This window comes from Comamonas koreensis (assembly GCF_021026195.1).
In the GTDB taxonomy this organism is placed as follows: domain Bacteria; phylum Pseudomonadota; class Gammaproteobacteria; order Burkholderiales; family Burkholderiaceae_C; genus Comamonas; species Comamonas koreensis.
In genome coordinates, this window is sequence record NZ_JAJNCT010000005.1 from 771,995 (window position 1) to 792,521 (window position 20,527).

At 61.1% G+C, this 20,527-nt stretch carries 22 protein-coding genes; all 22 read right to left on the reverse strand.

The window, feature by feature from the left end; translation table 11 throughout:
• Positions 1 to 41: 41 nt before the first annotated feature.
• Positions 42 to 548, reverse strand: a complete 507-nt coding sequence (locus tag LPW39_RS05785) for a hypothetical protein (protein ID WP_230772088.1) — start codon at positions 546 to 548, stop codon at positions 42 to 44.
• 41 nt (positions 549 to 589) lie between these two features.
• Positions 590 to 1,294 (reverse strand): hypothetical protein, encoded by a 705-nt coding sequence (locus LPW39_RS05790; RefSeq protein ID WP_230772090.1) that lies wholly within the window; start codon positions 1,292 to 1,294, stop codon positions 590 to 592.
• Positions 1,288 to 2,247, reverse strand: coding sequence for a hypothetical protein (locus LPW39_RS05795; RefSeq protein WP_230772092.1), 960 nt, complete (start codon positions 2,245 to 2,247; stop codon positions 1,288 to 1,290). Before LPW39_RS05795 ends, LPW39_RS05790 begins: the two co-directional genes overlap by 7 nt.
• Before the next feature lie 8 nt (positions 2,248 to 2,255).
• Positions 2,256 to 3,167, reverse strand: a complete 912-nt coding sequence (locus LPW39_RS05800; protein ID WP_230772094.1) for a hypothetical protein — start codon at positions 3,165 to 3,167, stop codon at positions 2,256 to 2,258.
• A complete protein-coding gene (locus LPW39_RS05805; RefSeq protein ID WP_230772096.1) occupies positions 3,164 to 8,059 on the reverse strand; it encodes a phage tail length tape measure family protein in 4,896 nt (1,631 codons plus the stop codon). Before LPW39_RS05805 ends, LPW39_RS05800 begins: the two co-directional genes overlap by 4 nt.
• A gap of 26 nt (positions 8,060 to 8,085) precedes the next feature.
• Positions 8,086 to 8,391 (reverse strand): DUF1799 domain-containing protein, encoded by a 306-nt coding sequence (locus LPW39_RS05810; protein WP_230772098.1) that lies wholly within the window; start codon positions 8,389 to 8,391, stop codon positions 8,086 to 8,088.
• Between the two features lie 62 nt (positions 8,392 to 8,453).
• Positions 8,454 to 8,945 (reverse strand): hypothetical protein, encoded by a 492-nt coding sequence (locus tag LPW39_RS05815; RefSeq protein WP_230772100.1) that lies wholly within the window; start codon positions 8,943 to 8,945, stop codon positions 8,454 to 8,456.
• Between the two features lie 83 nt (positions 8,946 to 9,028).
• On the reverse strand, positions 9,029 to 9,976 hold the full coding sequence (locus LPW39_RS05820; RefSeq protein WP_230772101.1) for a hypothetical protein: 948 nt from the start codon (positions 9,974 to 9,976) through the stop codon (positions 9,029 to 9,031).
• A 234-nt stretch (positions 9,977 to 10,210) separates the two neighbouring features.
• Entirely contained in the window at positions 10,211 to 10,639 is a 429-nt protein-coding gene (locus LPW39_RS05825; protein ID WP_230772103.1) for a phage tail terminator protein, read from the reverse strand.
• Positions 10,636 to 11,172, reverse strand: coding sequence for a DUF1320 domain-containing protein (locus tag LPW39_RS05830; protein ID WP_230772105.1), 537 nt, complete (start codon positions 11,170 to 11,172; stop codon positions 10,636 to 10,638). Before LPW39_RS05830 ends, LPW39_RS05825 begins: the two co-directional genes overlap by 4 nt.
• 94 nt (positions 11,173 to 11,266) lie before the next feature.
• Positions 11,267 to 12,175 (reverse strand): Mu-like prophage major head subunit gpT family protein, encoded by a 909-nt coding sequence (locus LPW39_RS05835; protein ID WP_230772107.1) that lies wholly within the window; start codon positions 12,173 to 12,175, stop codon positions 11,267 to 11,269.
• A gap of 40 nt (positions 12,176 to 12,215) precedes the next feature.
• Complete coding sequence (locus LPW39_RS05840) at positions 12,216 to 12,629, reverse strand: hypothetical protein (protein ID WP_230772109.1); 414 nt, start codon at positions 12,627 to 12,629, stop codon at positions 12,216 to 12,218.
• 35 nt (positions 12,630 to 12,664) lie between these two features.
• Positions 12,665 to 13,783 (reverse strand): phage protease, encoded by a 1,119-nt coding sequence (locus tag LPW39_RS05845; protein WP_230772110.1) that lies wholly within the window; start codon positions 13,781 to 13,783, stop codon positions 12,665 to 12,667.
• A gap of 96 nt (positions 13,784 to 13,879) precedes the next feature.
• Entirely contained in the window at positions 13,880 to 14,353 is a 474-nt protein-coding gene (locus tag LPW39_RS05850; RefSeq protein ID WP_269075745.1) for a phage virion morphogenesis protein, read from the reverse strand.
• Between the two features lie 110 nt (positions 14,354 to 14,463).
• Positions 14,464 to 15,696 (reverse strand): PBECR2 nuclease fold domain-containing protein, encoded by a 1,233-nt coding sequence (locus tag LPW39_RS05855; RefSeq protein ID WP_230772114.1) that lies wholly within the window; start codon positions 15,694 to 15,696, stop codon positions 14,464 to 14,466.
• Positions 15,696 to 17,297, reverse strand: coding sequence for a DUF935 domain-containing protein (locus LPW39_RS05860; RefSeq protein ID WP_230772115.1), 1,602 nt, complete (start codon positions 17,295 to 17,297; stop codon positions 15,696 to 15,698). The genes LPW39_RS05855 and LPW39_RS05860 overlap by 1 nt, the downstream gene beginning before the upstream one ends.
• Complete coding sequence (locus tag LPW39_RS05865) at positions 17,294 to 17,476, reverse strand: hypothetical protein (protein WP_230772117.1); 183 nt, start codon at positions 17,474 to 17,476, stop codon at positions 17,294 to 17,296. The genes LPW39_RS05860 and LPW39_RS05865 overlap by 4 nt, the downstream gene beginning before the upstream one ends.
• Complete coding sequence (locus LPW39_RS05870) at positions 17,476 to 19,017, reverse strand: terminase large subunit domain-containing protein (RefSeq protein WP_230772119.1); 1,542 nt, start codon at positions 19,015 to 19,017, stop codon at positions 17,476 to 17,478. The genes LPW39_RS05865 and LPW39_RS05870 overlap by 1 nt, the downstream gene beginning before the upstream one ends.
• Positions 19,014 to 19,592, reverse strand: a complete 579-nt coding sequence (locus LPW39_RS05875) for a phage protein Gp27 family protein (protein WP_230772121.1) — start codon at positions 19,590 to 19,592, stop codon at positions 19,014 to 19,016. The genes LPW39_RS05870 and LPW39_RS05875 overlap by 4 nt, the downstream gene beginning before the upstream one ends.
• 3 nt (positions 19,593 to 19,595) lie before the next feature.
• Positions 19,596 to 19,910 carry a hypothetical protein gene (locus LPW39_RS05880; protein ID WP_230772123.1) on the reverse strand — a complete coding sequence of 105 codons (315 nt, stop codon included), beginning with the start codon at positions 19,908 to 19,910 and terminating at the stop codon, positions 19,596 to 19,598.
• Positions 19,900 to 20,256, reverse strand: coding sequence for a hypothetical protein (locus LPW39_RS05885; protein WP_230772124.1), 357 nt, complete (start codon positions 20,254 to 20,256; stop codon positions 19,900 to 19,902). Before LPW39_RS05885 ends, LPW39_RS05880 begins: the two co-directional genes overlap by 11 nt.
• On the reverse strand, positions 20,253 to 20,474 hold the full coding sequence (locus tag LPW39_RS05890) for a TraR/DksA C4-type zinc finger protein (protein ID WP_230772138.1): 222 nt from the start codon (positions 20,472 to 20,474) through the stop codon (positions 20,253 to 20,255). Before LPW39_RS05890 ends, LPW39_RS05885 begins: the two co-directional genes overlap by 4 nt.
• Positions 20,475 to 20,527: the final 53 nt, after the last annotated feature.

A 20,527-nucleotide genomic window follows, 5' to 3' on the forward strand; every position in this document is an offset into this window, starting at 1 on the left:
AACCGCACTCCCAAAGGGCTGAGGTCGCGGCGCCACAGCTGCTACAGCGTCAGAGCTGCGCTGAATGCATCCTCCAGCTTGGTCGGTGTATCCAGGCCAATGCCAGCGCCAAACATCAGCACATGGGGGTTGTCACTATCCCAGGTTGCAGCGCGGAAATACAAGCCAGCCTCGTACTTGGCATCCTCATCTTCCATACCTGCAATCAGCGCCTCTACTTCCGCCTCAGTAACCCGCAGGTTTCGGTAGATGTAGACCAGCCCTTGCGTGCGGGAAATGGTGATACGTGCCGCATCCCGGGCCGCCTGTTCTGCAGCCAGGCGCTCAGCCTCTAGCTGGGCCAACTCTTCAGCGCTCAGCGGCACAACTTCCCACTGCTGCAGGTAGCCATCCTCGGTCTCCAGCGGCTCCACCTCGACCGCCTTGTGGGTGGCACCATCAAAGCCGGGCTGCGGCTGGTCTAGCACCTGTTGGTATTGCTCCAAAGGTACAAAGGGCTCCGGAAAGATCGTCGATGGGTGGCGCTGCATGATGTCAGCCTGGCTCAACCCCCATTCTTTGGTAGTTGCATCAATAAACATATTCATCCTCAGTTGATCGCTAAGCCAAGGCGCGTGCCGTTGGCGGTCCATGTCACAAAGCTGTTCCCATCGACGTACGCCCCAGCAGCGCCTCCCATTCCAATCGCGCCATCAGACTGCGAGTCAAAGGTTCCACTGGTTGAACCGTAGCTTCCGCTGCCTCCAGGCATTCCCATTGCGCCGCCGTCTCCACCCCTGCCCCCCGTGGCCACACCTTGAGTGGAGCCACCGATGGAGGGCCCGCCCACTGTTTGCGATGTGCCAGGATTACCGGACGTTTGCCACACAAATACCGGGGTGCCGGAGTTGTTGAAACCGGCCCCGCTGCCGCCCGATCCACCATTGCCAGTACCTACATACCCAGTACCCCGGAAGATGGCCTTCCAGGCCCCATTCCCGCCTGCTCCTCCACCGCCGAAGATGGTCCCCGAGGTGTTGTCGATGCGAATGCGAGTGCGTGTGTAAATTGCGGTGCCACCGTTGACTACGCCACCAATGCGCCCTCGGTTGATGATCGTCAGGCGGTCATGTGGAATGCCAGCGATGTTGAGCGAGGCAACATCTACCCCAGTGTTGATCGTGCAGGTGATCTGGCCCGAGCCATTCCATCCACGAGCACGCGCAAGGGCGGCAATGTCTGGGCTACGCACGCTTGCGGCTATCGCCATAGAGACGTGGCCGCCAAGTGCCGAGATCATGCGGGCCATCACCATGGGTTGGCACCTCCTATATGGAGGTTCCAAACGCCGTCAACGCGGGCGATAAGCGCCATCGTCGTGATGGTGTTGGCGCTCAGCGCTGGAACCCCGCCCACGGGCAGCTTAACGTTGCTGGAGAACGTAATCGGCGAGGCATTTACCATCGAAATCAGGATCGTCAGCTGGTCGCCAAAGCCCCTCGGGTTGGGCACATTGATTGTTACCGCATTGAAGACTTCAACCCAGTTCACTGTGGCAATGCTGGGATCTACCGTGTAAGAGGGTGCAGCTGCGCCAAGGTGCCTTCCTGACTCAATCAAAGTCCTGCTAGTCAATATCCGTTGCCAGGGTCCCCACGTTGTGTCATGCAACTGCCGCTCGAAAATCCAGCCTTGATAGCCGGTATCGAGTGCCTGAGAAGCCCTCTGAGTGACGCGGCCCACTGCGATAGATGTGCCGTATGTCAGAACATTCCACCAGTTGACGGTCGGGTGGCCTGGTGGCCAATCCGCACCAGAGCCGGTGGTATCGCTATACGCTACCCACTGGCCGATTGGCGCATTAGCCATAAGCTGCGACTTGTTGCGCGTAGCTCCAATGGCTGTCTCTACCAAGCCAGTCACTACGCCAGTGCGGCCCATGACAGAGGCGACAGGACCGGCCTCAATGGCGTCGAGTGCAGCCCGAACATCTGCTGCTGCGCGGTCTACCTCGGCAGCCTTGGCAGCAGCTGCGTCCGCATGTCCTGCGGCCGCATTTCGTGCGGCAATAGCCAATTGGCCTTGCTCAAACGTGTAGACCGCATTGCTGTACACGTTGCTGGACAAATTGTTCATGCCCACACGAAACGGCTCCTGGTCTGCGGTGTAGTTGAAGGCCGTCGTAACAAACACCGGGCGGCTCATCATGGGCGTGGGCGCTGGGCGAGTTGGTGGTACGTAGGCAGGGTTTTGCAGTGAAGTGGCCATAACGGTCTCTAGATGAGCGATTGCAGACGAATGGACAGGTCGGAGTACTTGACGTTGGACATCACGATCCGCATGTCCTGAAACAGCGCGTAGACGTTGGTTGCGGCCTGGTCCTGGACGTTGATGTAAAGCGCGGGGGTAGCGACGAGACTTTTTAGAAAGCGCTGCAGCTGGGTGAACTCGGAGGTATAGATGCGCGGCTCGACATCGACCGTATCCGCTACGAAACCCTCAGTGATCTCAATATTGCCCCAACGGTCTTCTTCTTTGGAGCTGTAGTCCTTCAAGCTGGCCTCAAGTCCCCATTGGATGCCCGCACCAAATGAACGGGCCATACCGAACAGCATCGCGCCTATCTCCATGCTCTCGGTTCCGGTGAACTCGACCTCCAGCCTGGCATTTGGGTACGAGGGCAGATCCATAAAAAAGCCCTGCGTATCGTCGCCGTACTCCCAGGGCAGGATCAGAAATGCATGCCAGTCCGCCGCAATAGGCAGCTCACCCACCACTCGCGTGTCGTCGTAGACGATGCCGAACTCGGGGTCGATCAGCTTGACTGTAGTCTGGCGGACCTCTGTCATGTTGATGGCCGCAAAGGCAGATATCACTTGGCCTGGCTGAAAGACGTATTTCGCATAGCCGCTTGCCACGCGCGTAGGCCGGAGCTTTTGGCGGTCCAAGGCGGCCCAGCTGTTGACCGCGCCAACCCGGACCCAAAACCCGTCTCCTTTCGCAGGCTTGGCCGCGCTGTTTCCAACCATGATGGCTTCCCAAATGCTTCTGTCGCTCACGCATTGCTGTTTAAGCACATAGTTGCCGGGAGCCCAGGCGGGAATGGCCTCATTGGGCACGTTGGTGCTCACCAGCATGGCTGGTGTCACGTCGAGCGGCTTGAGGATGGTGAACTGAGGCGTGGTCATGCAGTCACCATTACAGGCCGAACGGGGGGCATACCGCGACGGTCCCAGGACTCAAAAAGGCGCAGTATCTCAATCAGCAGTTTGTTGGTGGAACGCTGAGAGGCGAAAAGGTCCATATGCATGCGGCTGACGGCTCCCGCTAGGGCCTGGCCGTCATCGCTGCTGCGGCTCGCAAACAGGTCTCCCAGTTGGTCGTTGTTGAGAATGCGCGATGGTCCCGTCATTTCCAGCTCTGGGCCGTTTTCGCCCACGATGCGCAGCCCTCCTGTGTGCGTGCCGCCGCCCGCAAACCCTGGAATGCTGATACCGTATTTCTTGGCCAGATACCGTGCAGTGTCTTCCAGGCTTTGCGCGAGCTGGGCTTGCGCGCGCTGGTTGTCCAGCGAACTGGCGGCATTGGTGGCCTCGAGCGAAGACAGCTTTTTGACGATTTCAGTGAGGCGCCCGGCCGCCTCTTGGTCACCCGCTTTCGCTGCAGCCGTGTCAATTGCCAGCTGTGTGCGCCAGTACGACAAGCCTTCTTGGCCCGTGCCTGCAGCTTCACCGCGCAATTCCTTGACGCTGTCGGTCATTGTCTCAATCAGGCGCTTCCACTCATCAGCCAAGCGCTTTGCTTCTTCAGCCGCGCTGTCAAGCTTGGAGCTCGAATAGTCGGCAGCGTTGCCGGTTGCAACAACAGAGCGCCGATATGTCGACATCGGGGGGATCTGTGCCCCTGCTGTATTTCCCAGCTGCCGTACCGTGATCTTGAGCTTTTCCATTCCCTGCTTGAACTCGTCGCTTTGCAAGATGGTGTTGAGTGCGATCATGGCCGCCTCAGCGTTTTTGATCATGTTCTCTATTGCGGCGCTGCTGACCGCATCAGTCACGGCAGAGCCAGTCACCATGGCGGTGACCATCGGCGTGATCATGCCGTCGAGCATGGTTGTGAGAATGGCATTCACGCCTCGCTCATACACCGACTGTTCAAAGCCAGCGGCGATCTCATCTGCTAGCCAGGCCCCGGCAGTCGCACCGCGCCCTTCATTGATCTCGTTGATGAAGCCTTTGGTAAGGCTGTCCATCGAAAGACCCAGGGTATTGAGCGTGTCTTTGCGCGACTGCTCCAGCTCTTCCTGCGCTTGCTTCATGCGGTCGGCCATGTCATTGGTGGCCTTCTCCACGCCTTCAGTCGCTGCGTCAACACCTGCTGAAAAGTCGTCTGCAAATTGCAGAAGCCATGCAAGCAGCTCTTCGTCCTTATCCGCAATGGCCTTCTCGACAAGGGCCCGAAACTTCTTCTTGGCGTCGATGTCCTCTACCCGCAGGTCCAGGCCCTTATCCTCCATCCCTTTGTTGACCAGGCGAACCGCATTGCTGCGCTTCTCGTCGTCGCTGTAGTAAAGGTCGTAGTACTTATTGACCGCCTGGCCAAGCTTATCGGCGCCGCCTGCGGCCTCTATGAGCTTGCTGGCCCAGTCGGCGGATGCCAGGGACGCGTCGAGCATCGTAAGCCCCAGCACATCGAATAGCTGATTCACGCTGGTGAGGCTCACGGACAAGCGGGTCAGCGTCTCCAGCTGGGTCTCGCCAGACCTGCTGTATTCGTCTGTGGTCAGCACGAGCCCTGCCATCTGCTCGGCAACCTTCAGGAACTCCTCCTGCAGCTTCTTCGCGGCTTCCTCGTCGCTCAAGCCTTTAAGGTTGATCTTGATCTTGGCCGTGAAGCCATCCAGCGCGCTGCTGCCCAGGCCAACAATTCCGGCCATCGAGCGGATCGATTCGTCCATCGCCAAGAACTGGTCGCCCAGGCCTTTGCGCATTTCTTCGGGCATGTCCTCATACTTGGTTTTGTTGGAGCGGAAGAGGCCGCCCTTATAGAACTTGTAGAGCCTTCCTTCAAAGCCTGATTCACCCCCAAACTCGCCCTCAATGCCCGATTCCTTGAGCTTGCGTCCAAAGAGCCCGCCCACCAGATTGCCCAGGACGGACCCAATCATTGTTCCGATGCCTGGCAGGATGAATGTGCCAATGGCCGAGCCGATAGCCGAGCCGTAGTTGCCTTGCACGAGAGAGATGATGGAGCCTAAATAGCCAAAGGCAGACCCAAGCCCGCCGCTAAAGCCAGGAAGGCCCTTGAACCAGTTGTCGACGCCCGCGATGGTGCTGCTGAAGTCCATCATGGCCCCGCCAACGGAGGTAAAGCCGTTGTTGACCATGGAGATCCCGTTGTTCCACATCCAGTCAGCGGCAGATGCGCCCAGGCCCGACCAATTGGTCAGCCCTCCACTGCCCAGGGAACCCATGAGCCCGCTTCCGCCTCCGGCCGCACCGCCGCCGCCAATGCTCAACCCGCCGAGGGCTGATTGGATCATGGCATTGAGCTGGGCGGCGAAGGGCTGCAGGATAAAACTGAGCGTGGGCCGCAGGACCATGCTGTTAAACATGTCCTTGACGGACTTGCCAAAGCCCTTGGCAAAGCCTTCCCCTGACTTAAAGCCATTCATCAGGGCGTCTGTCAGCCCCCTGTTGATGCTGTCCGAGGTCTCGGCCATGAACTGTGTCGTGGCCCTGGACACAGCAGCTGCGCTTTCAATCTGCTGGGCCTCCAAGACCTTGCCGCGCTGAAATTCTTTGTCTGCATCGGGAAGGTTGGAATTGTCCACCCGGGCCAGCTCACGCGCGTACTTGAGTTCTACCTGGCGTAGGGCTGCAATCTTGGCGCGCTCCAGGCCCGTCTTGCCGCTCAGGCTCAACTCATCCTCATAGGTAGCCCCCAGCGCTTGTGCGCTGCGCAGCAATTCGTCCGTGTGCGCATTGATAGCCTTGAGGTCAGCATTTTTTAGGGAATTCGTCCAGGCCTCTTGCCATTTGATCTTCTCTTTCAGCCCCGCGATGTAGGCCGGGTCAAAGCTGTTGCTGCCCTCGGCTTCCTGCAGCTGGTGCTGCATGGTGGCCAGCGTCATCTCTTGGATGGCAGTGCGGCCTTTGCCCATGACTTCGTTGGCCGCCTCCTGGTCCAGCGCTTTCTGCTTAAGCGCTTCGGCCTCCTGGAAATTGGCGTCGATGGCTTTCTGGTGCGCCTGATAGGACTCTTCCAGGCCGGAATTTGTGCGCAGCTGCACGCCCAGCGTGTCCGCGATGGCCTGTTTTTCCTTGAGTTTGGCAATGACCTTTTCGTCGGTGGTGCGCTTGATCTGCTCGCCAATCACGAGAGACTCGCGCTCGGCCGAGTTCAGCCCGGCCGCGCCAGCGCCCAGCGTGACGAGCTGCTGGTAATAGTCCTGTGCAGCTTTGAGCTGGGCCTGCATGTTGGCCAGCTCGTTATCGCTAACTTTGATGCCCCCCTTGGAGCCCCCGGCGCCCTTGTAGCGTTCGTTGATTCCGGCGACCAATTGGTCATATGCCTCCTGAGCCTTTTTCGCTTCCTTGTATTCGCCACTGTCCTTGAGTTCCTTGATGTACCCAACATACTTGCCCTTCGCAGCCGCAAGCTCCTGCTCTTTTTGCAACTGCTTGGTCGCGTACTTGGTCAGCTCTTGCTGCAGTTCTATCCCGGTCTGACGCTGCTTGTTGGCACGAGCCAGCGCGTCCCCTGTGGCCTTATCCACCGAGGCGACCGCCTGCTGCAGTCCTATGGCGTTTTCAAGCTGCAGCTCAAGATCGCGCGTCGCTTGACCATCCTTGATATTCAAGCGCTGGTTATTTTCCTTGCGGCGCGCAAGTTCCGCCCGCAGAGCGTCGATCTGCTTTTGAGCTTGGTCAGTTATGGTGGTCGGCCGGCCGACGTTGGCCATGGCATCCCATGCCTCGGCGGCCATTTTCTTAACGGCACGCCAGCCGCGCTCGATGTAGCCCAGCTCGCCATCCAGCTGCTTGGCCCGCGTCGACATTGCATCGGCATAGGTCTTCTGGGCGAGCGCTGCCGCTTCTTCCGTTTTGCCCTGAGCCTCCAGGGCTTTGATCTGCCGGAAAACAGCCGGTGTGAGGTAGTTGTACTGCTCCTGCAACTTGAGAGACGCCTCTACAGGCTTCTTGCCCAGCTCCTCCAGCTCCTGAATGGTGGTGCTGATGGCTTTGCCGCCAACACTCTCCATTCGTTGCGCCATGATGGTGAATTCGGCCAGGCTCTCGCCAGCGATCTTGCCGCTGCGCGCCATTTCGGCCAGCACTGGAGCAGCCGTTGCTTGCGTGCCGGTCACCGCGTCCACCTCGCGGGCCATTGCGGACAGTTGGAGAGCTGTCACCCCAGCAGCGCCGCCAGAGAGGATGACAGCTTTGTTGTAGCCGTCCATCTCCTTTGAGCCCTGGTAATAGGCCAGCGCGACCGCCGCTGCTCCAGCAGCGAGAATCGACAACGGGCCAATGGAGCCCAAGACAAAGCCCGTAGTGGCCTTCAGGGCGTTCCCTACGCCATTGAAGCTGTCCTTGAGCTGGCCGCCCTGCTGGATGGCGGCCATGTAGATCGGCATACCGCTGGCAACGCTGACGCTGAAGTCGGTCACCTGCATGGGCAGCATCCGCATGGCTTGGGACATTTGCCCCGCTGTCATGCCATATTCGTTCAGCTCCTGGCGCGCTGCCTGGGTGGAGATGGAATTAACCGCCTGGCCAGCGGCCGCTGCCTGAGTTTTGAGCTTTGTGGCGCCTGCAGTGGCTTGCTCCATGCCTCGGGCCGTCTGGGCACCAGCCTGGGTGCCTGCCTCACCGATGGAGCCGACCGTTTGCGCGGTGCTTGTCGCTGTCCTGGCCAGGCCCTTCGCCGACTGAGCAGCGTTTTCAAGCCCTGCAGCCGCTGGCTTGAGGCCACCGGCACCGATGCTGTTCAGGGCTTGATTGGCCTGTGCCGCGCCTGTCTTGATGCCCGAAGGGTCAAGGGTTGCGCGGTATTCAACGGTGTTGTTGGTGGCCATGTTTTGTGCTGGTTCCTAATGCCGACTTATTGCTTGTTGCGCCACACCCGGGCCTCGCCTTCACAAATCTGCACTTGCCAGAAGAGGTCGGGCCGCAGCTCTTGCGCAATCCCCAGCATGTCCATCGTTGCCTGCAAAGCTGATGCGTCGATGGCCTGGTAATAGACGCCGCTCATGCCAGAGATGACGCGCCACTGGTTGAACGTGGCGATAAAGCATTGCCATGCGTTCTCTAGCCCCGGCAGGATCTCGATGTCGGTTTCATCGGGCTCACTCGCCGCATCTGCTTCTGCGTGTGCGGCTTGGGCTTGGTCCGGGTCCAGATTGAGCATGCGCCACTGCTCGCGCATGCTCGCCTCTTCGGTTTCGCTGTCTTGGGCAGACGCGGCCTGGCTCAGCTGGAAGTAGTGCCGGACCGCGTCTCGGAGTTTTTTTCCGCCCCTTGAGCCGAGCTGCCTTCATTGGTGGTGCGCACGTAGAGGCGGACCAGCTCGGCTTCAAAGCCGTCGAGTTCCTCTTCGAGCTGGGCTACCGCAGCGGGCGTGTACATGATGGGCTCACCATCTACGTCCTTGATGTCCAGGTCGACCAAGGTGATGGCCAGAAACTCCGCATCGGTGATGGGCTTAGCCACCATCGTGGCTTCCATGAACGCGCGCACGCCGTCTGCAATGATCTCTGCTGGGTCGTCCAGGCGCTGCCGCAGCAAGGCACGCACTTCCTTGGTCATCTTGTTGGCTTCAATGCGGTGTTCCAGCGCCGTGCGTTCGGACTTCTTGAGGCGCTTAAAGCGTGCGCGGAACTTGATCTCGATGCGCTTGCCGTCGTCGCCTGGCAGGTACAGCGTGCCGGGTGCCCAGAAAGCGACGGAATTGATAACAGCCATGGTGTTCTATCCTGAAAGTGTGTTTCAAACAATGAAAGAGAAAGTGCCCGGGCGCGTGCCGGGCAGGAGAAATGCTCAGCGCGTCAGACGGTGATCGCCCATTCGTCGTTGCCCGCGTCCGATGGCACCAGGCGCATTGGGATCTCCACCATTTGGATGCCGTCCGCATCGCTGAATGTGGGCTTGCCAATTTGAGCCAGCGGCGCGCTGATGGAGACAGTGTTGGTCGCCGCCTGGCCATGCGTGAGCAGAACCGGCACCTTCGCCCCCACGCGCGCCATCTCGATCCAGTCCTTCACATCTGCCGAGGTGTTGCGGAAGGTGACGTTCAGCGTAGAGCTGCGGCCGGTGATTTCCGTGGCGTCAATGCTCATCAAGTCTTGCTTGACGACCTGATTGCCAAAGTCGAACTGGAACGAGCTCGCAGCGGCTTCGTAGCCGTCAATGGCCAGCGTCGTGTTGAGCTTGTTCACGCCGATAGGCTTTTGGAACTTGCTGTAGTTCACGGCGGGCATGTTGGCCACCACTTCCACAGGGAAGAAGCCGCCCGTGAACTCGAATTGGTATTTGGGGATCTGCTTGGCGTCGACCGCGATCTTGCAGTTGCCCCGGGCACCGGCCATCTTGTAGAGCTGCTTGTCCATCACCGCATAGATGGTCACGCTCTCAATGTCATCGGTGACCGGCGCAAACACGGTTTTAGCGTCTGGGTCTGGGGCGGCGGTATTGGTGGCGCTAGCTGCACAGGCACGCAGCAGCGTCGCGTAGCCGGGGATGGTGCCCGCAACGCCCACGCCAGCAAAGCCGACGCTGAAGGCAATTTTTCGGTACAGCGTGACGAGGGTCGATTCCGATGCGCCGAAGTGCGGCATCACAATGCCTTCTTCGACCTCGTCGCCTTCAATGGGCGTGAGAGTGACGTCGCTCACCTTGATCGCATCCGCTGCCACTGGGACAACGATGGTGCCGGAGACGGCTTCAATGGCCACCAGCAGGGCCAGCTTTTTGATGAACAGGGGTTTTGCAGCCATGGTGTTTAGCCTTCCTTGGTTTCATGGGTAGCCTGGGTGCCCGCCACACGTTGGCGTGCGCCCCGGACTACGGTGTAAAGGCCTCCTCGGCCGTGGTTTTGATCGGGTTCCGGCGTTGCCTCTTGGACTGGCGCGGCGGCCGTCTGGGGCTGAACCAGGACTGCTCCATCGGCTCCACCGGTGGCCGGGGCCGACGATTGCGAAGCCGGTACGGCGGGATTTTTGACATTGGTCTTACTCATCACTGCTCCAGTACTGCTCAATCAGAAAGTCATCGCCCCACCAGACGCGGCCGCTCTCCATGTCGATGAGCTGGCCGCCACCGGCGGTAAACGGCGCCTGAGCACCAGGTGGCGTCCAGCCCATCAGCTTTTTGCGCACTGCCTCGCGGAATGGCTCCAGGTCGTTGAAGGCAGCGGCGCCCGTGCCGTCACGCTTGTTGTCGATCACCAGAACCACGCCGAAGGTGGAATCCACGAGCTGGGTGACATCGCCTGTGAACCCTTCGTCCTCGCGTGGTAAGTCCCGGAGCGGCACCACAAAGATGCCTGGCGTGGCCACCACAGGGGCCTTCAGAGCTGCTGCCAGCTCTACTGCGCCCTGCACCGACCGAATGCCAGGAATGCCTTTGAGGCGGTCAATGACGGCTTGCACCAAGCTCATCGGAAGCTGCGCAGCTGACTGCGTCCGAAAACCGGCTCGGGATAGCTGAAGCGCACATCGGTGCCAGCGCCGCCTTGGCCTGGTGCTTGGGGGTCGCCAGCGCCCAGGCTGAAACTGCCATCAGCTACCTGCTGCAGCAGCTGGCGAGCGTCCCGGTAGTCGCGGAAGATCGGAGAAGACTTTTCGTCGCTGATGGTGTCCTTGGCCAGGAGGTAGCGGGTAATGGCCCGCGACCAGGCCGCAATCAGCTTCATCGGCTTCTCACCTGGCAGTGCCAGTGGCACTGCATAACCGCGCTTGACCAGGTAGCCGTCAATCAGCGAATCAGCTTCGGAGACGGCCTCATTGACCCGGCGCAGCGCGTCATCTGCATCAGCAAGCGCCTCGGGGGGCCATGCGCTGCGGTCCGCACCGCGCAGGGTCGCGTCCATCAGCTCAGTGTCAACCACGGGGCGGTTATCGTCCGTGGCGACCTGAGCCAATTCGCGTGCGCCTGGGCGCTCGGCAAGTTCTGCGTGCGAGATATAGGGCATGGTTCAAAAATGGAGGTTGCCGGGGTGTTGCTGTGGTCGGGCTATCCGCCCCCGGCTGCAGACGCGGCGAATGCCGCACGCCTCTATGGGTGTTTCAGTCCAGCCAAGGCGAGACCAGGGAGGTCAAACGCCCCTTCAGGGTGTTGTTCTCTGTGCCGCCACCGGGCAGCGCAATGAGGTCGTTGGTCAGCAGGCGCGCTGCTTGGTCTTCCAGATTGGAGGGAATCACCAGCATGGTTGCGCGCAGTGCCAGCTTGCGGTTGCCGTCGCCGGTGCGGCCGCCAATCGCTTTGATGGCCTTCCAGAGGTTCTCCTGCGTCAGTTCCCGGTTGCTGGCCTGGGCCATCTGCCAGAAACCAAAGCCCACGTTGTTGCGCGAGTCCACGCCATAGACATACTCGGCCTGGTGGAAGACATTGGCGTCTGTCTCGTTGGTGAGCGAGACAAAGTTGGGCTTTTTGCGGTCCTGGAAGATCAACGGCTTGATTGCGCGGGTCGTGTCCAGCACATACCAGGTGGGGCCATTGCCGCCCAGGTCAGCATTGCTTTGCGCCACCGGCTTGCCCGTAGCGTCCTTGACCGGGTGGTTGTCGGCAAAGAACGCCTTACCGTCGTAGCACTTGACCCGGTCGCCAGCCTTGAGCAGGTTAAACACCATCTCGTCAGGCTGCGCGCCAGCCGAGCGGCCCAGCTCGGTCATCAGCGGGGTATAGACGCCGTAATTGTCATCTTCGATGGAAGTGCGCGGCACGCCAACGGTCAGCTCGAAAGGCTTGTTTTTGATGGCATAGCCGTGCGCTTCGAGGCCGTGGATGACGCGGTCGCCGATCCATTCGCGCATGCCCGGCAGCTGGCCCAGCCAGCCGTATTCTTCTGTGCCAGTGGTACTGGGCACCACGGTGGCCAGCTGCTGGTAGATGCTCTGCGCTGCAGTCAGGCCGCCTTGGAATGCGGCTTTGTAGCCACGGCGCAGCAGCTGAAGGTTTGCCGATGTGATTTCCATTTGAGTGCTTCTCCGAATAGGTGAGGTAGTGGCCTGGGTGTCAGGCAGAGGTGGGCGCGGCGGCCTTGCCGATATCAACCCAGACGCCAGCGTCATCGACGTCCAGGATTTCGCCCGCAATGCTGGTGCCAGTCTTGCCGACGGTCTGGTCATCCACCACAAAGGCATTGCTGCCGATCTGGGCTCGGGTGATTGCTGCGGCGCCTTCAGCGTTGTCCAGACGGAACACAGTGCGCTCGCCATGAGCCAGCTCGGCGCCTTCTGCCTGCACTGCGCGCACGGTGGCCACTGCATGCACAGGCTTTTTGTCGGCGGCCACAGAGGCCTTGGCATTGCCTGCAGCGTCGAGGGTGAACATGCCGCCGGTGTAGATCACGGCGCCCGCAGCCAGAGGCGCGGCCACGCTGTAGCCAATGCGGCGGGGGGTGTTTCGGTCTTGGGTCAGTGCAGCCATGAGGGCTCCAGGTTGGTTAGGTAGGAATGGCCCGCTTAGGCCTCGGTGGCCGCGTATGCCTCGGGCGTCAAGCCCATAGCAGAGCAAACGGCCTGCTCAGCAGCCGACAGGCCATTCGCGCCGGTCTGTTGGCCCTTGGGCGCTTTGCCGCCCGTCTGGGTGGCTGTCAGCGCAGCAATGGGCTGGGCGGTCTTCAGGTAGCCAGTCAACGCGGCCATGTTGGCCTTGCCCAGTTCGCGCGCCCAAGCCTCTTGAGAGGGCAGCAGGCGGCCATCGGCCAGCGCTGGCACGATGGCCGCGTCGATGTCGGTATCCAACTGGCGGGCCGTGAGCGCAGCCAACTGGGTCTGCACATCGGTGAGCATGTCCAGGGGCACGAACTTGGCCGGGTCCGGGGTGCTGTTTTGCATGGCGCTGCAGGCGGCGGTCACCGCCGTAGCCTTGTCTTCGGGCTTGAGCTTGAGGCCCTCGCGGGCCGCAGCGGCTACAGCCACGGTGTCGTTCAGGGCCGTCAGCGCGGCTTGTTCGGTGGTGGCTTCGGGCAGGCCGAGAGCGGCCAGCATTGCTTTGAGCAAGGGGTTCATGGATTCCTCGGGGTTGGTTTTGGGGGAGGCGGAAAACTGCGCGCTGGCGGCCGCTTGCATGGTGTTGAGGGCCTGCATGCCATGAATCGCGGGGTTGTTGGTGAGCGCCCCCATGGTCATCTGCAGCACCTCGCCGCTGTGCTGGTCGTACAGAAAAACGGGGCTGAAATAGCGATACTCGCCATCGTCAATCTGCTGCTGCGCCTTAGCGGTCAGCTCAGCTTCGGCAAACAGTCCCTGGCCATCAATCCAGCGCAGGCCATGAATCCAGCCCGCTGCAGGGGCTGGCTGGCCATTCGTTTCCTTGTGCAGAGTCTGGTGCTCGTAGTCGATCACCAGGGGCTGCGTGGACGAGAAGCGGGTGATTACCCTGGACGCGATGGCAGCATTGATACGCCAGGCAGGCACATCCATTTGGCGGCCGTCGCTGGGGCTGAAGTCTTGCGCGGGGGTGAGCTGCAGCAGCACACGCCCGTTGGCCTCTCGCGGGCCTACGGCGCTAAAGCTGCAAGCTGCAACGGCTGCAGAGCCCGCAGCGGATGCGGCTGAGCAGACCGCGAGGGCGGCCATGAGAGCAAGGCTGATGCGTGTTTTGTGCATACCCGCCATAGTGGCGGGCGGGCCCTAAACGGTCTTTTGACCGGGGGCACAACTGGTGGGCGCGGGTCAGTCGGGCAAGCCGTTGAGGCGCCGGTGATACCAGTCCTGGACGATGTCCAATGCCTCTGCATTGTCTGCAGCTGATAAGCCTGCAAATTGGCGCTTTTTCATTTTGCCATTGATGCCCGTGCCGTTGCCACCTGCATTGTGAATGGCTGCATATAGGCTGTTACTGCCCCAGGCCACCATGACAGCGCTTTGCACCTGGTAGTGAATGCCTCGGCGCAAATAGGCGTTCAGCGTCAGAATCAAGTTGCTGTTTTGCTTCTTGCGCTTGAGATAGCCGGGGGATAACGGCGCCCACGCATTGCCGTCTGGGTCGGTTTGGGTCTTGAATCGGTCCTGGGTGCTCTTCTGAAAGTACTCGCCCAGCCTCGACATCAGCGGGGTGGTGTCCAGGCCAGGCACTGCCTGCAGGCGCTCCTGCAGCGCTGTGTCTGTGAGGCTGATGCTGACGCTGGCGCCTTGTGCAGTGGCCATTGCTTAATCCTTGGGCAGCTGTAAAATGCAAGATGACAAACGGGCAGCGGCTGCCACCGCCTCCAATCCCCGTTTGACACAAACCGGCTTGTGGCAGAGGGCCGGTTTTTCTATGGGCGCTTGTAAAGCCGCACGCCCACCCGCGAGCCCTCCAGGTATGCTAAGTCCTCGGGGGCGAAAGTGGTCACCCCTGTCCAGCCGTCAGGCGTCAGCTCAAAAACAGCCAGCGCGGGAGCATCCTCCCCCTCGACCGTAAATCTCGCTATGTAGCGGCGGCGCACAAATGCCCGGTTGACACCGAACGCCCATTCCACCCGCGCCCAGACCTCGTCGGGGTCCTTGAGGGCCATCGCCAGCAGCCTCATGAAGGGGCCTCGGCCGCGCTTATCTGCTTTGAGGTTGCCCTTGGCATCGAGGAACAGTTCTTTGCCCACCACCAGGCGCTCACCCAGCACATCACGAACCACGGCAGGTGCCGCCAGATCGGCGCCAAACTCGGCCAGGAATGCTTGCGCATAGTCGGCAGACGCAAGGCCCTGGGGCAGCACCACCGAGCCCGGCAAGGCCCTGGGAGGCGGGAGTGGGTCGGCGGCAACATGGTTTGGCAGGCCCGGGCCGCCAGAAGCGGTATTGGTTGGCAGAACAGGCTTTTCCGGGGGGATGGCGCTGCGCATGCGCGCCGCGCCTGGCGCGTACTCAAATCCGGGGTCGATGCCTTCTGGCACTCGCACCGTCCTTGGGTTCTGGCTGTTTTTTCCGATGACCTGGTCAACGTAGTGCACCTCTGGCGCCTGGTCGGGCTCGGACTTTCCCAGCTTGGCCAGGTCGCGGCTCCAAAGACCCCGAACAGTGCATTGGCAGCCCCAGCCATTGGGCGGGAAGTGGGTCTCCCAGAACGGGTCATCCTTGGCAAGCACCAGGCCATCCCAAGACAAGTGCAGCTCGCGTGGGTGTTTCACCCAGTCCGCATGCTCGTATTGCCAATATGGCGCGGCCTGCAGCTGCTCGTAGCGGCCAGCGGCATAGCTGGTGGCGAGGTTCGTGTCGTAGATCACACGGCTGCGCCAGTCCCGCCCGCCGTTGTAGTCCCAGCCGTGCTTGGCAACGATCATGTCAAAGTCGCGCCGGAAGTCTTCAAGGGTGGTGCCATCTGCAATGGCGCGCTCCACTGCTGCACGGAAATCAGACACGATGGCGTCGCGGTTGGCCCCGGCCACCACAAATGCCCAGTCGTGTTCCCTGGTGTAGATGTCTGTCCAGCCCGTGGTGGGCAGGTTCAGCTTGCGCTGAAAAAACGCCAGCTGCTCTGCAAATGGCAAGGCTCCAAAGGCGGCCGATGCCATCAGCTGCCCCTTGCCGCTTCTTGCAGCACATCAAAGCGGCCAGCAGCCTCGGCCGCTTGCAGGGCCATCCCCATGGCCTGCGCGTACTGCTCCAAGCCCATGTCCGGCAGGAGCTGCTCCAGGCCGTCGCGGATCTCTTCCAGGCTGGCAGCACCCTCGACCAGTTTGCGAATTTGTGCAAACCAGCCCTCAAGCGCGTTTCCTGCCCGGCGCGAAAGCTGTGCCTGCATGGCCTGGAGCATTGCAGCCTGCGCTGGCATGCGCGCGGCAGCGTTGGCCGAGTTTAGGGCGGCCCACTGCTGCGCGCTGAGCGCTGCTGCGACCGGTGGCGCCAAAGGAGTAGGAGCCGCGCCAAGCACTGCTTGGCCCTCTTGAGGCAAGGGAATGCCCAGCTTGGTTTGCGCCCAGTCGACCGGAATCTGCACACCCACCCCCACCAGCTTGGGCAAGGCCTCGGAATAGGTCTTGATGTCTTCGGACTCACCCGTGATGAGACCAAAGCGTGGACAGCGCTTGATGCCGTCAGGAATCAGCCCATTGAGCGCCCCAATGGCATAGACCAGGTCGCGGGTCACCGTGGTGTTGGCCTGGCGAATGTCGCCGTCGCGCAGATCCTTGCGGACTTCGTTGTGCACATTGCCCAGCGCATTGGTGCTGGCCGCGCCGTCCGCGCCGCTGGTGAGCGTGCCGCCCAGGATGACCTTGGACTGATTGCGCTCGCACCAGCCAATCATCAGCTCGAAAGCCTTGGGGTCACCTGTAGCGGCATCCTTGAAGTCGATCAGCATGCCCTCGGGAATGATGCCCGCCGCATTGTGGCCAATGCCCACCAGCGCGCGCAGCAAGGTGGACTTTTCGCGCTCACTCGCATTGGGCGGGTACTTGCCCAGGCGAACGGGTATGCCGTAGATCTCCAGGAACTCCGCCAGGTCGCCGACGCTGTAGTTCTTAAAGAGGTAGGTCCACACCAGCTGGCGAAACAGCGCGGTGCGCTCCAGGTAGCCGCTTTTGGCCTTGTGAATGTGAGTGATCCAGCCGAAAGGGCGCAACGGGTCACCCTGGAGGCCGTCGGGCCCTGCAGCGTTCGTGCGCAAGCGCAACTCCTGACGGTAGCCTCTGTGCAGTTGGAACCAGGATTGCGGCCGGTGCGTGATCGACTTGGGCACCCAAAACTTCTCTTGCTGGTGCCATTCGATTTCAAGGCATGCAAAGCCCTTTCCAATCGCATCGGTCAGGTCAAAAATGACATCCTCAAAATCGGGGATGGCCTGCACCAGCTCGGCGAGCTGCTCGGTGTTGCGCTGCTCGAGCGCGCTGGCATTTGTCGGCGGTGCAAGCTCCCAGTCCAGAATGAGGGCCCGGCGGCGCTTGCCCATCTCGCTGGCAATGTGGCCGTCCTTTTCTTCCATATCTTCGAATAGGTCGAACTGTGCCGTTAGGTCCCCGTTCTCGGCCGCGTCCAGGATGCGCGCCAGCTTCGAGGGCGTGAGGCCGCGCGTGGGGTGCGACTGGAGTTCGCGCTGCAGGTGGCCCAGCTGAGCGGTTTGTGGGTTGGGCAGGTCGACCAGGTCAATCGGTTGACCGTCTGCGCCAAGGATCATGCTTTTTGCCATTTCTTCACCTCAAAATTGAATCGCGCTCGCCAGATGCCGGGCAATACCGGCGAAAAGGCTTTTGCAAAAGCGCATACGGGCTTTAAAGCAGCAAGCCAGGGGCATTGCATAGCCTCTGGCAGAAAATCGCTTAAAACGCCGCTATTCCGTTCGGCAGTTCTTGCCATCACCATCCCTCGTGTTCTGGCATGGGAATGTCCAAGTCGGAGCTGCCGCTCCCGGCCAGGTTGTCATAGCCCCGGGAGTGGCCGGGCACCTCTGTGTAGCCAATGGGAGCGATGGCGAGACGCGCAGCGGCATGGGCATAGACACAAGCCATTGCGCGGTCGCCGTGGCTGTCGCCGTCGGTCTTGCCTTCTGGGATTCGGGCCACACCGCGCACCAGCTTGAAGGCGCGGTGGTCTTGCAGCACGCCATCGTGCATGGGAAGCGTGATGGTGCCGTCCTCGAATGCCGCCTTGTAGCTGGGCATGTTGTCTCGGTACCAGCCTTCGGTTGCCATCAGCTTGAGAACGATAGAACCGTAGCGGTCTTGCGCAGCCTCGCCAATGTAGGAGCCGTTGCCACGGCTGTCGATCACGATCCCAGAGATGCGAGGTAACGCATCGCAGACCGCAAACAGCACCTGCAGCTGCTGGTTGTAAGGAACGTTTTTGAGCTCGACTAGGAACGGGATGCGCTCATGCAGGTTGCTCGCCACTTCAGCGGGCGCGATCACCGACAAGTCACCGGAGCGGGCAAAGTCCATGCCCAAGGCGTGCCGTAACTCGGGGTTGAGCTTGGAGAGCAGCGGCTTGACCTCGCTGTCGATCCATTCCTGCATCAACACCTTGCGCGTGGCTGGCGTGGCCTGGTTGAACTCTGGCGAGCCGGTAAATCGGATCACCGGCGCTTCAACCATGCGGGCCTCGACCTGCACGCGCGTCAGCCAGGCACCGCCGCCTTGCGCCGGTATGCAGAATAGTTCCTCGTCCTCATTGGGGCGGTAGCGGGCGATGATCTCGGCGCGCCACTGAGCTTCGCCTTCGAGCGTCCATTCCTTGCCTGTGACCTGGCAGATTTTGCGGTACAGGCCATCGCGTAGCGCGTCGTCGAAGTCAACACGGTGCAGGCTGTAGGGCAGCTTGCCCGCACGCACATCGTTGATCAGCTCGTTAAAAGGGTTGTCCTCGCCGTTATGCGTGCTGATGATGCGCACCTGGCCGCCCCACATCGTCATGGCCATGGCGGCCTTGAGCAGCTCGGCGAGGCCGTCCACAAACGCGGCCTCATCAATGACCAAGCGCTCGCCAGGCCGTCCCTTGCTACGCAGGTTGCGGGGGTTGCTGGTGAAAGCCTGGATTTTGTGGCCACTGTCGAAGTGGATGGTGTACGAGAGGATCTGCTTATCCTCCTCCTCGATCACCGATTCCTCGATATGGCTGGCGGCAGCGTTGAAGGCCTTGGCCCAGGAGGCGCAGTCCTGGATGAAACCTTGCGTCATCTCCTTGTTGTAGGAGATGTAATAAACGTTGGCGCCCGAGCTGCTCGCCGCATACAGCACGTCGTCGGCCGCCTCTGCGTAGCTCAAACCGATGCGCCTGGACTTCTCCATGATCTTGACCGGCGACTGGTCTTGCGCCCAGGTGACCTGGTAGGCCATGAAAATGGACTGTGCAACTTCGCTGGGGATAGGCTTGGCCGCAGCAGTTTGAGGCGCTTGGATCACTTCATCGACCCCATGATGGCTTCGCGCAGCTTTTCCACGCCCGCGTCCGACAAACCCTGCGCCTTGGCAGTCGTCTCGGCCGTCGCTGCGGCCGCCTCCAGAGCGCGGGCGCGCGCCTCGGCCTCGATCTTGACCTGGAACTGCTTGAGGTGGACGCTGCTACGGGTGAGCGTGGCTATGTTTTTGGCGGCTTTGGAGAGCATGGCCAGGCGGTCGCCGGGGTCGACGGTTTCGTCGCTGGCTTCCTGCAGCTCCACGATGGCGTCGAACATCTCCGACTGCAACATGGCGGTCAGAGCCTCACTGCGGGCGTCCTGGTCGTCGCCTGCATGCTCCTTGATGAGCTTGGCAGCTTCGGTGCTGGCACGCACTGCCGCAAGTCGGCGCTCCAGCTTCTGGCCATAGCGGCCCACCGCGCTACGGCTGGGCAGCTCGCCAGCCTTGGCCGCCAGTGGGAAACGCTCCTGCAGCTCGGCAATCAGCTTGTCAAGCGTCAGACTGCCCATGGAAAGCTGGGCCTGGATATAGGCTTTGATCTCCGGGGCGAGCCGGTCAATGCTGCTTTTAGGAGCCATGGCTTAGCCCGCCCAGTACTTCGCAGGCCGGGCAATGCCTGGCTCGCAATCGACCGTGTATTCGGCAACGTCCACGCCGTGGCGGGTCAGTTCGGCATGCCAAGGGCCACTGGGCGACTTGACCAGCGTGACCAGTTCACGGTCATCCAGATAGTCGAGTTCGCGGCGCAGCTCCAATGCGGTGCCATCGGGGTAGATGGCTTGGGCAGTGGATAGGATCAGGCTCTCCTGGGCGCCCAGGGGCCGTGCATGGTTGAGCGTGAGAAGAATCAGCCAGCGCATAGACTCGCGCCGCACCTTGGCCATATCAACTTGCATTGTTCCCTCCAATCGTTCCACGCAGCTGCGCGTTTTCCAACTTCAGCCCCAAGCTATCGAGCTTGGATTCGATAACGGACTGGCCCCGGATGTAGTCTTCTCGGCGCACGTAGTACAGCGGCAGCTCGCCCTTCCATTGCAGGAAGTCGCGCTCAACGCGCTGCCATTGGGCAGCCTCGTCGCGGTTGGACTTTTCGATAGAGTCCAACCTCGCAATCAGCTGCTTGTGTGTCTCGTCCTGGTGCTTTTGGGCCTGGGACACGCCAAACTTCATCACACCGATGAGCGCCCCGAGACCGCTCAGCAGCAGCCCCACCAATTGCCAAAAATCAATCTGCAGGTTCACCGCGCCCCTCGCAATCTTTCAAAAACCTCTTGGCAAAACACGCACCGCTGCACGCCCGGCACTGCCTGGCGACGCGCCTCTGGTATCTCGTCGCCGCATTCACACTCCAGGGCTGACACCAGCCCCTTGCCTTTGGCAGCATGGCGGCGCTGGGCCGCCAGAGCGTCGGCCAACAGTTCGTCGGTGCGTGCTGCTGCCCGGTCAATCTCATCTGTCATTGCCGCCCCTGTGTCTCGGCCCAATGCACCAGCTCGGCATGGGTGCCCGCGCA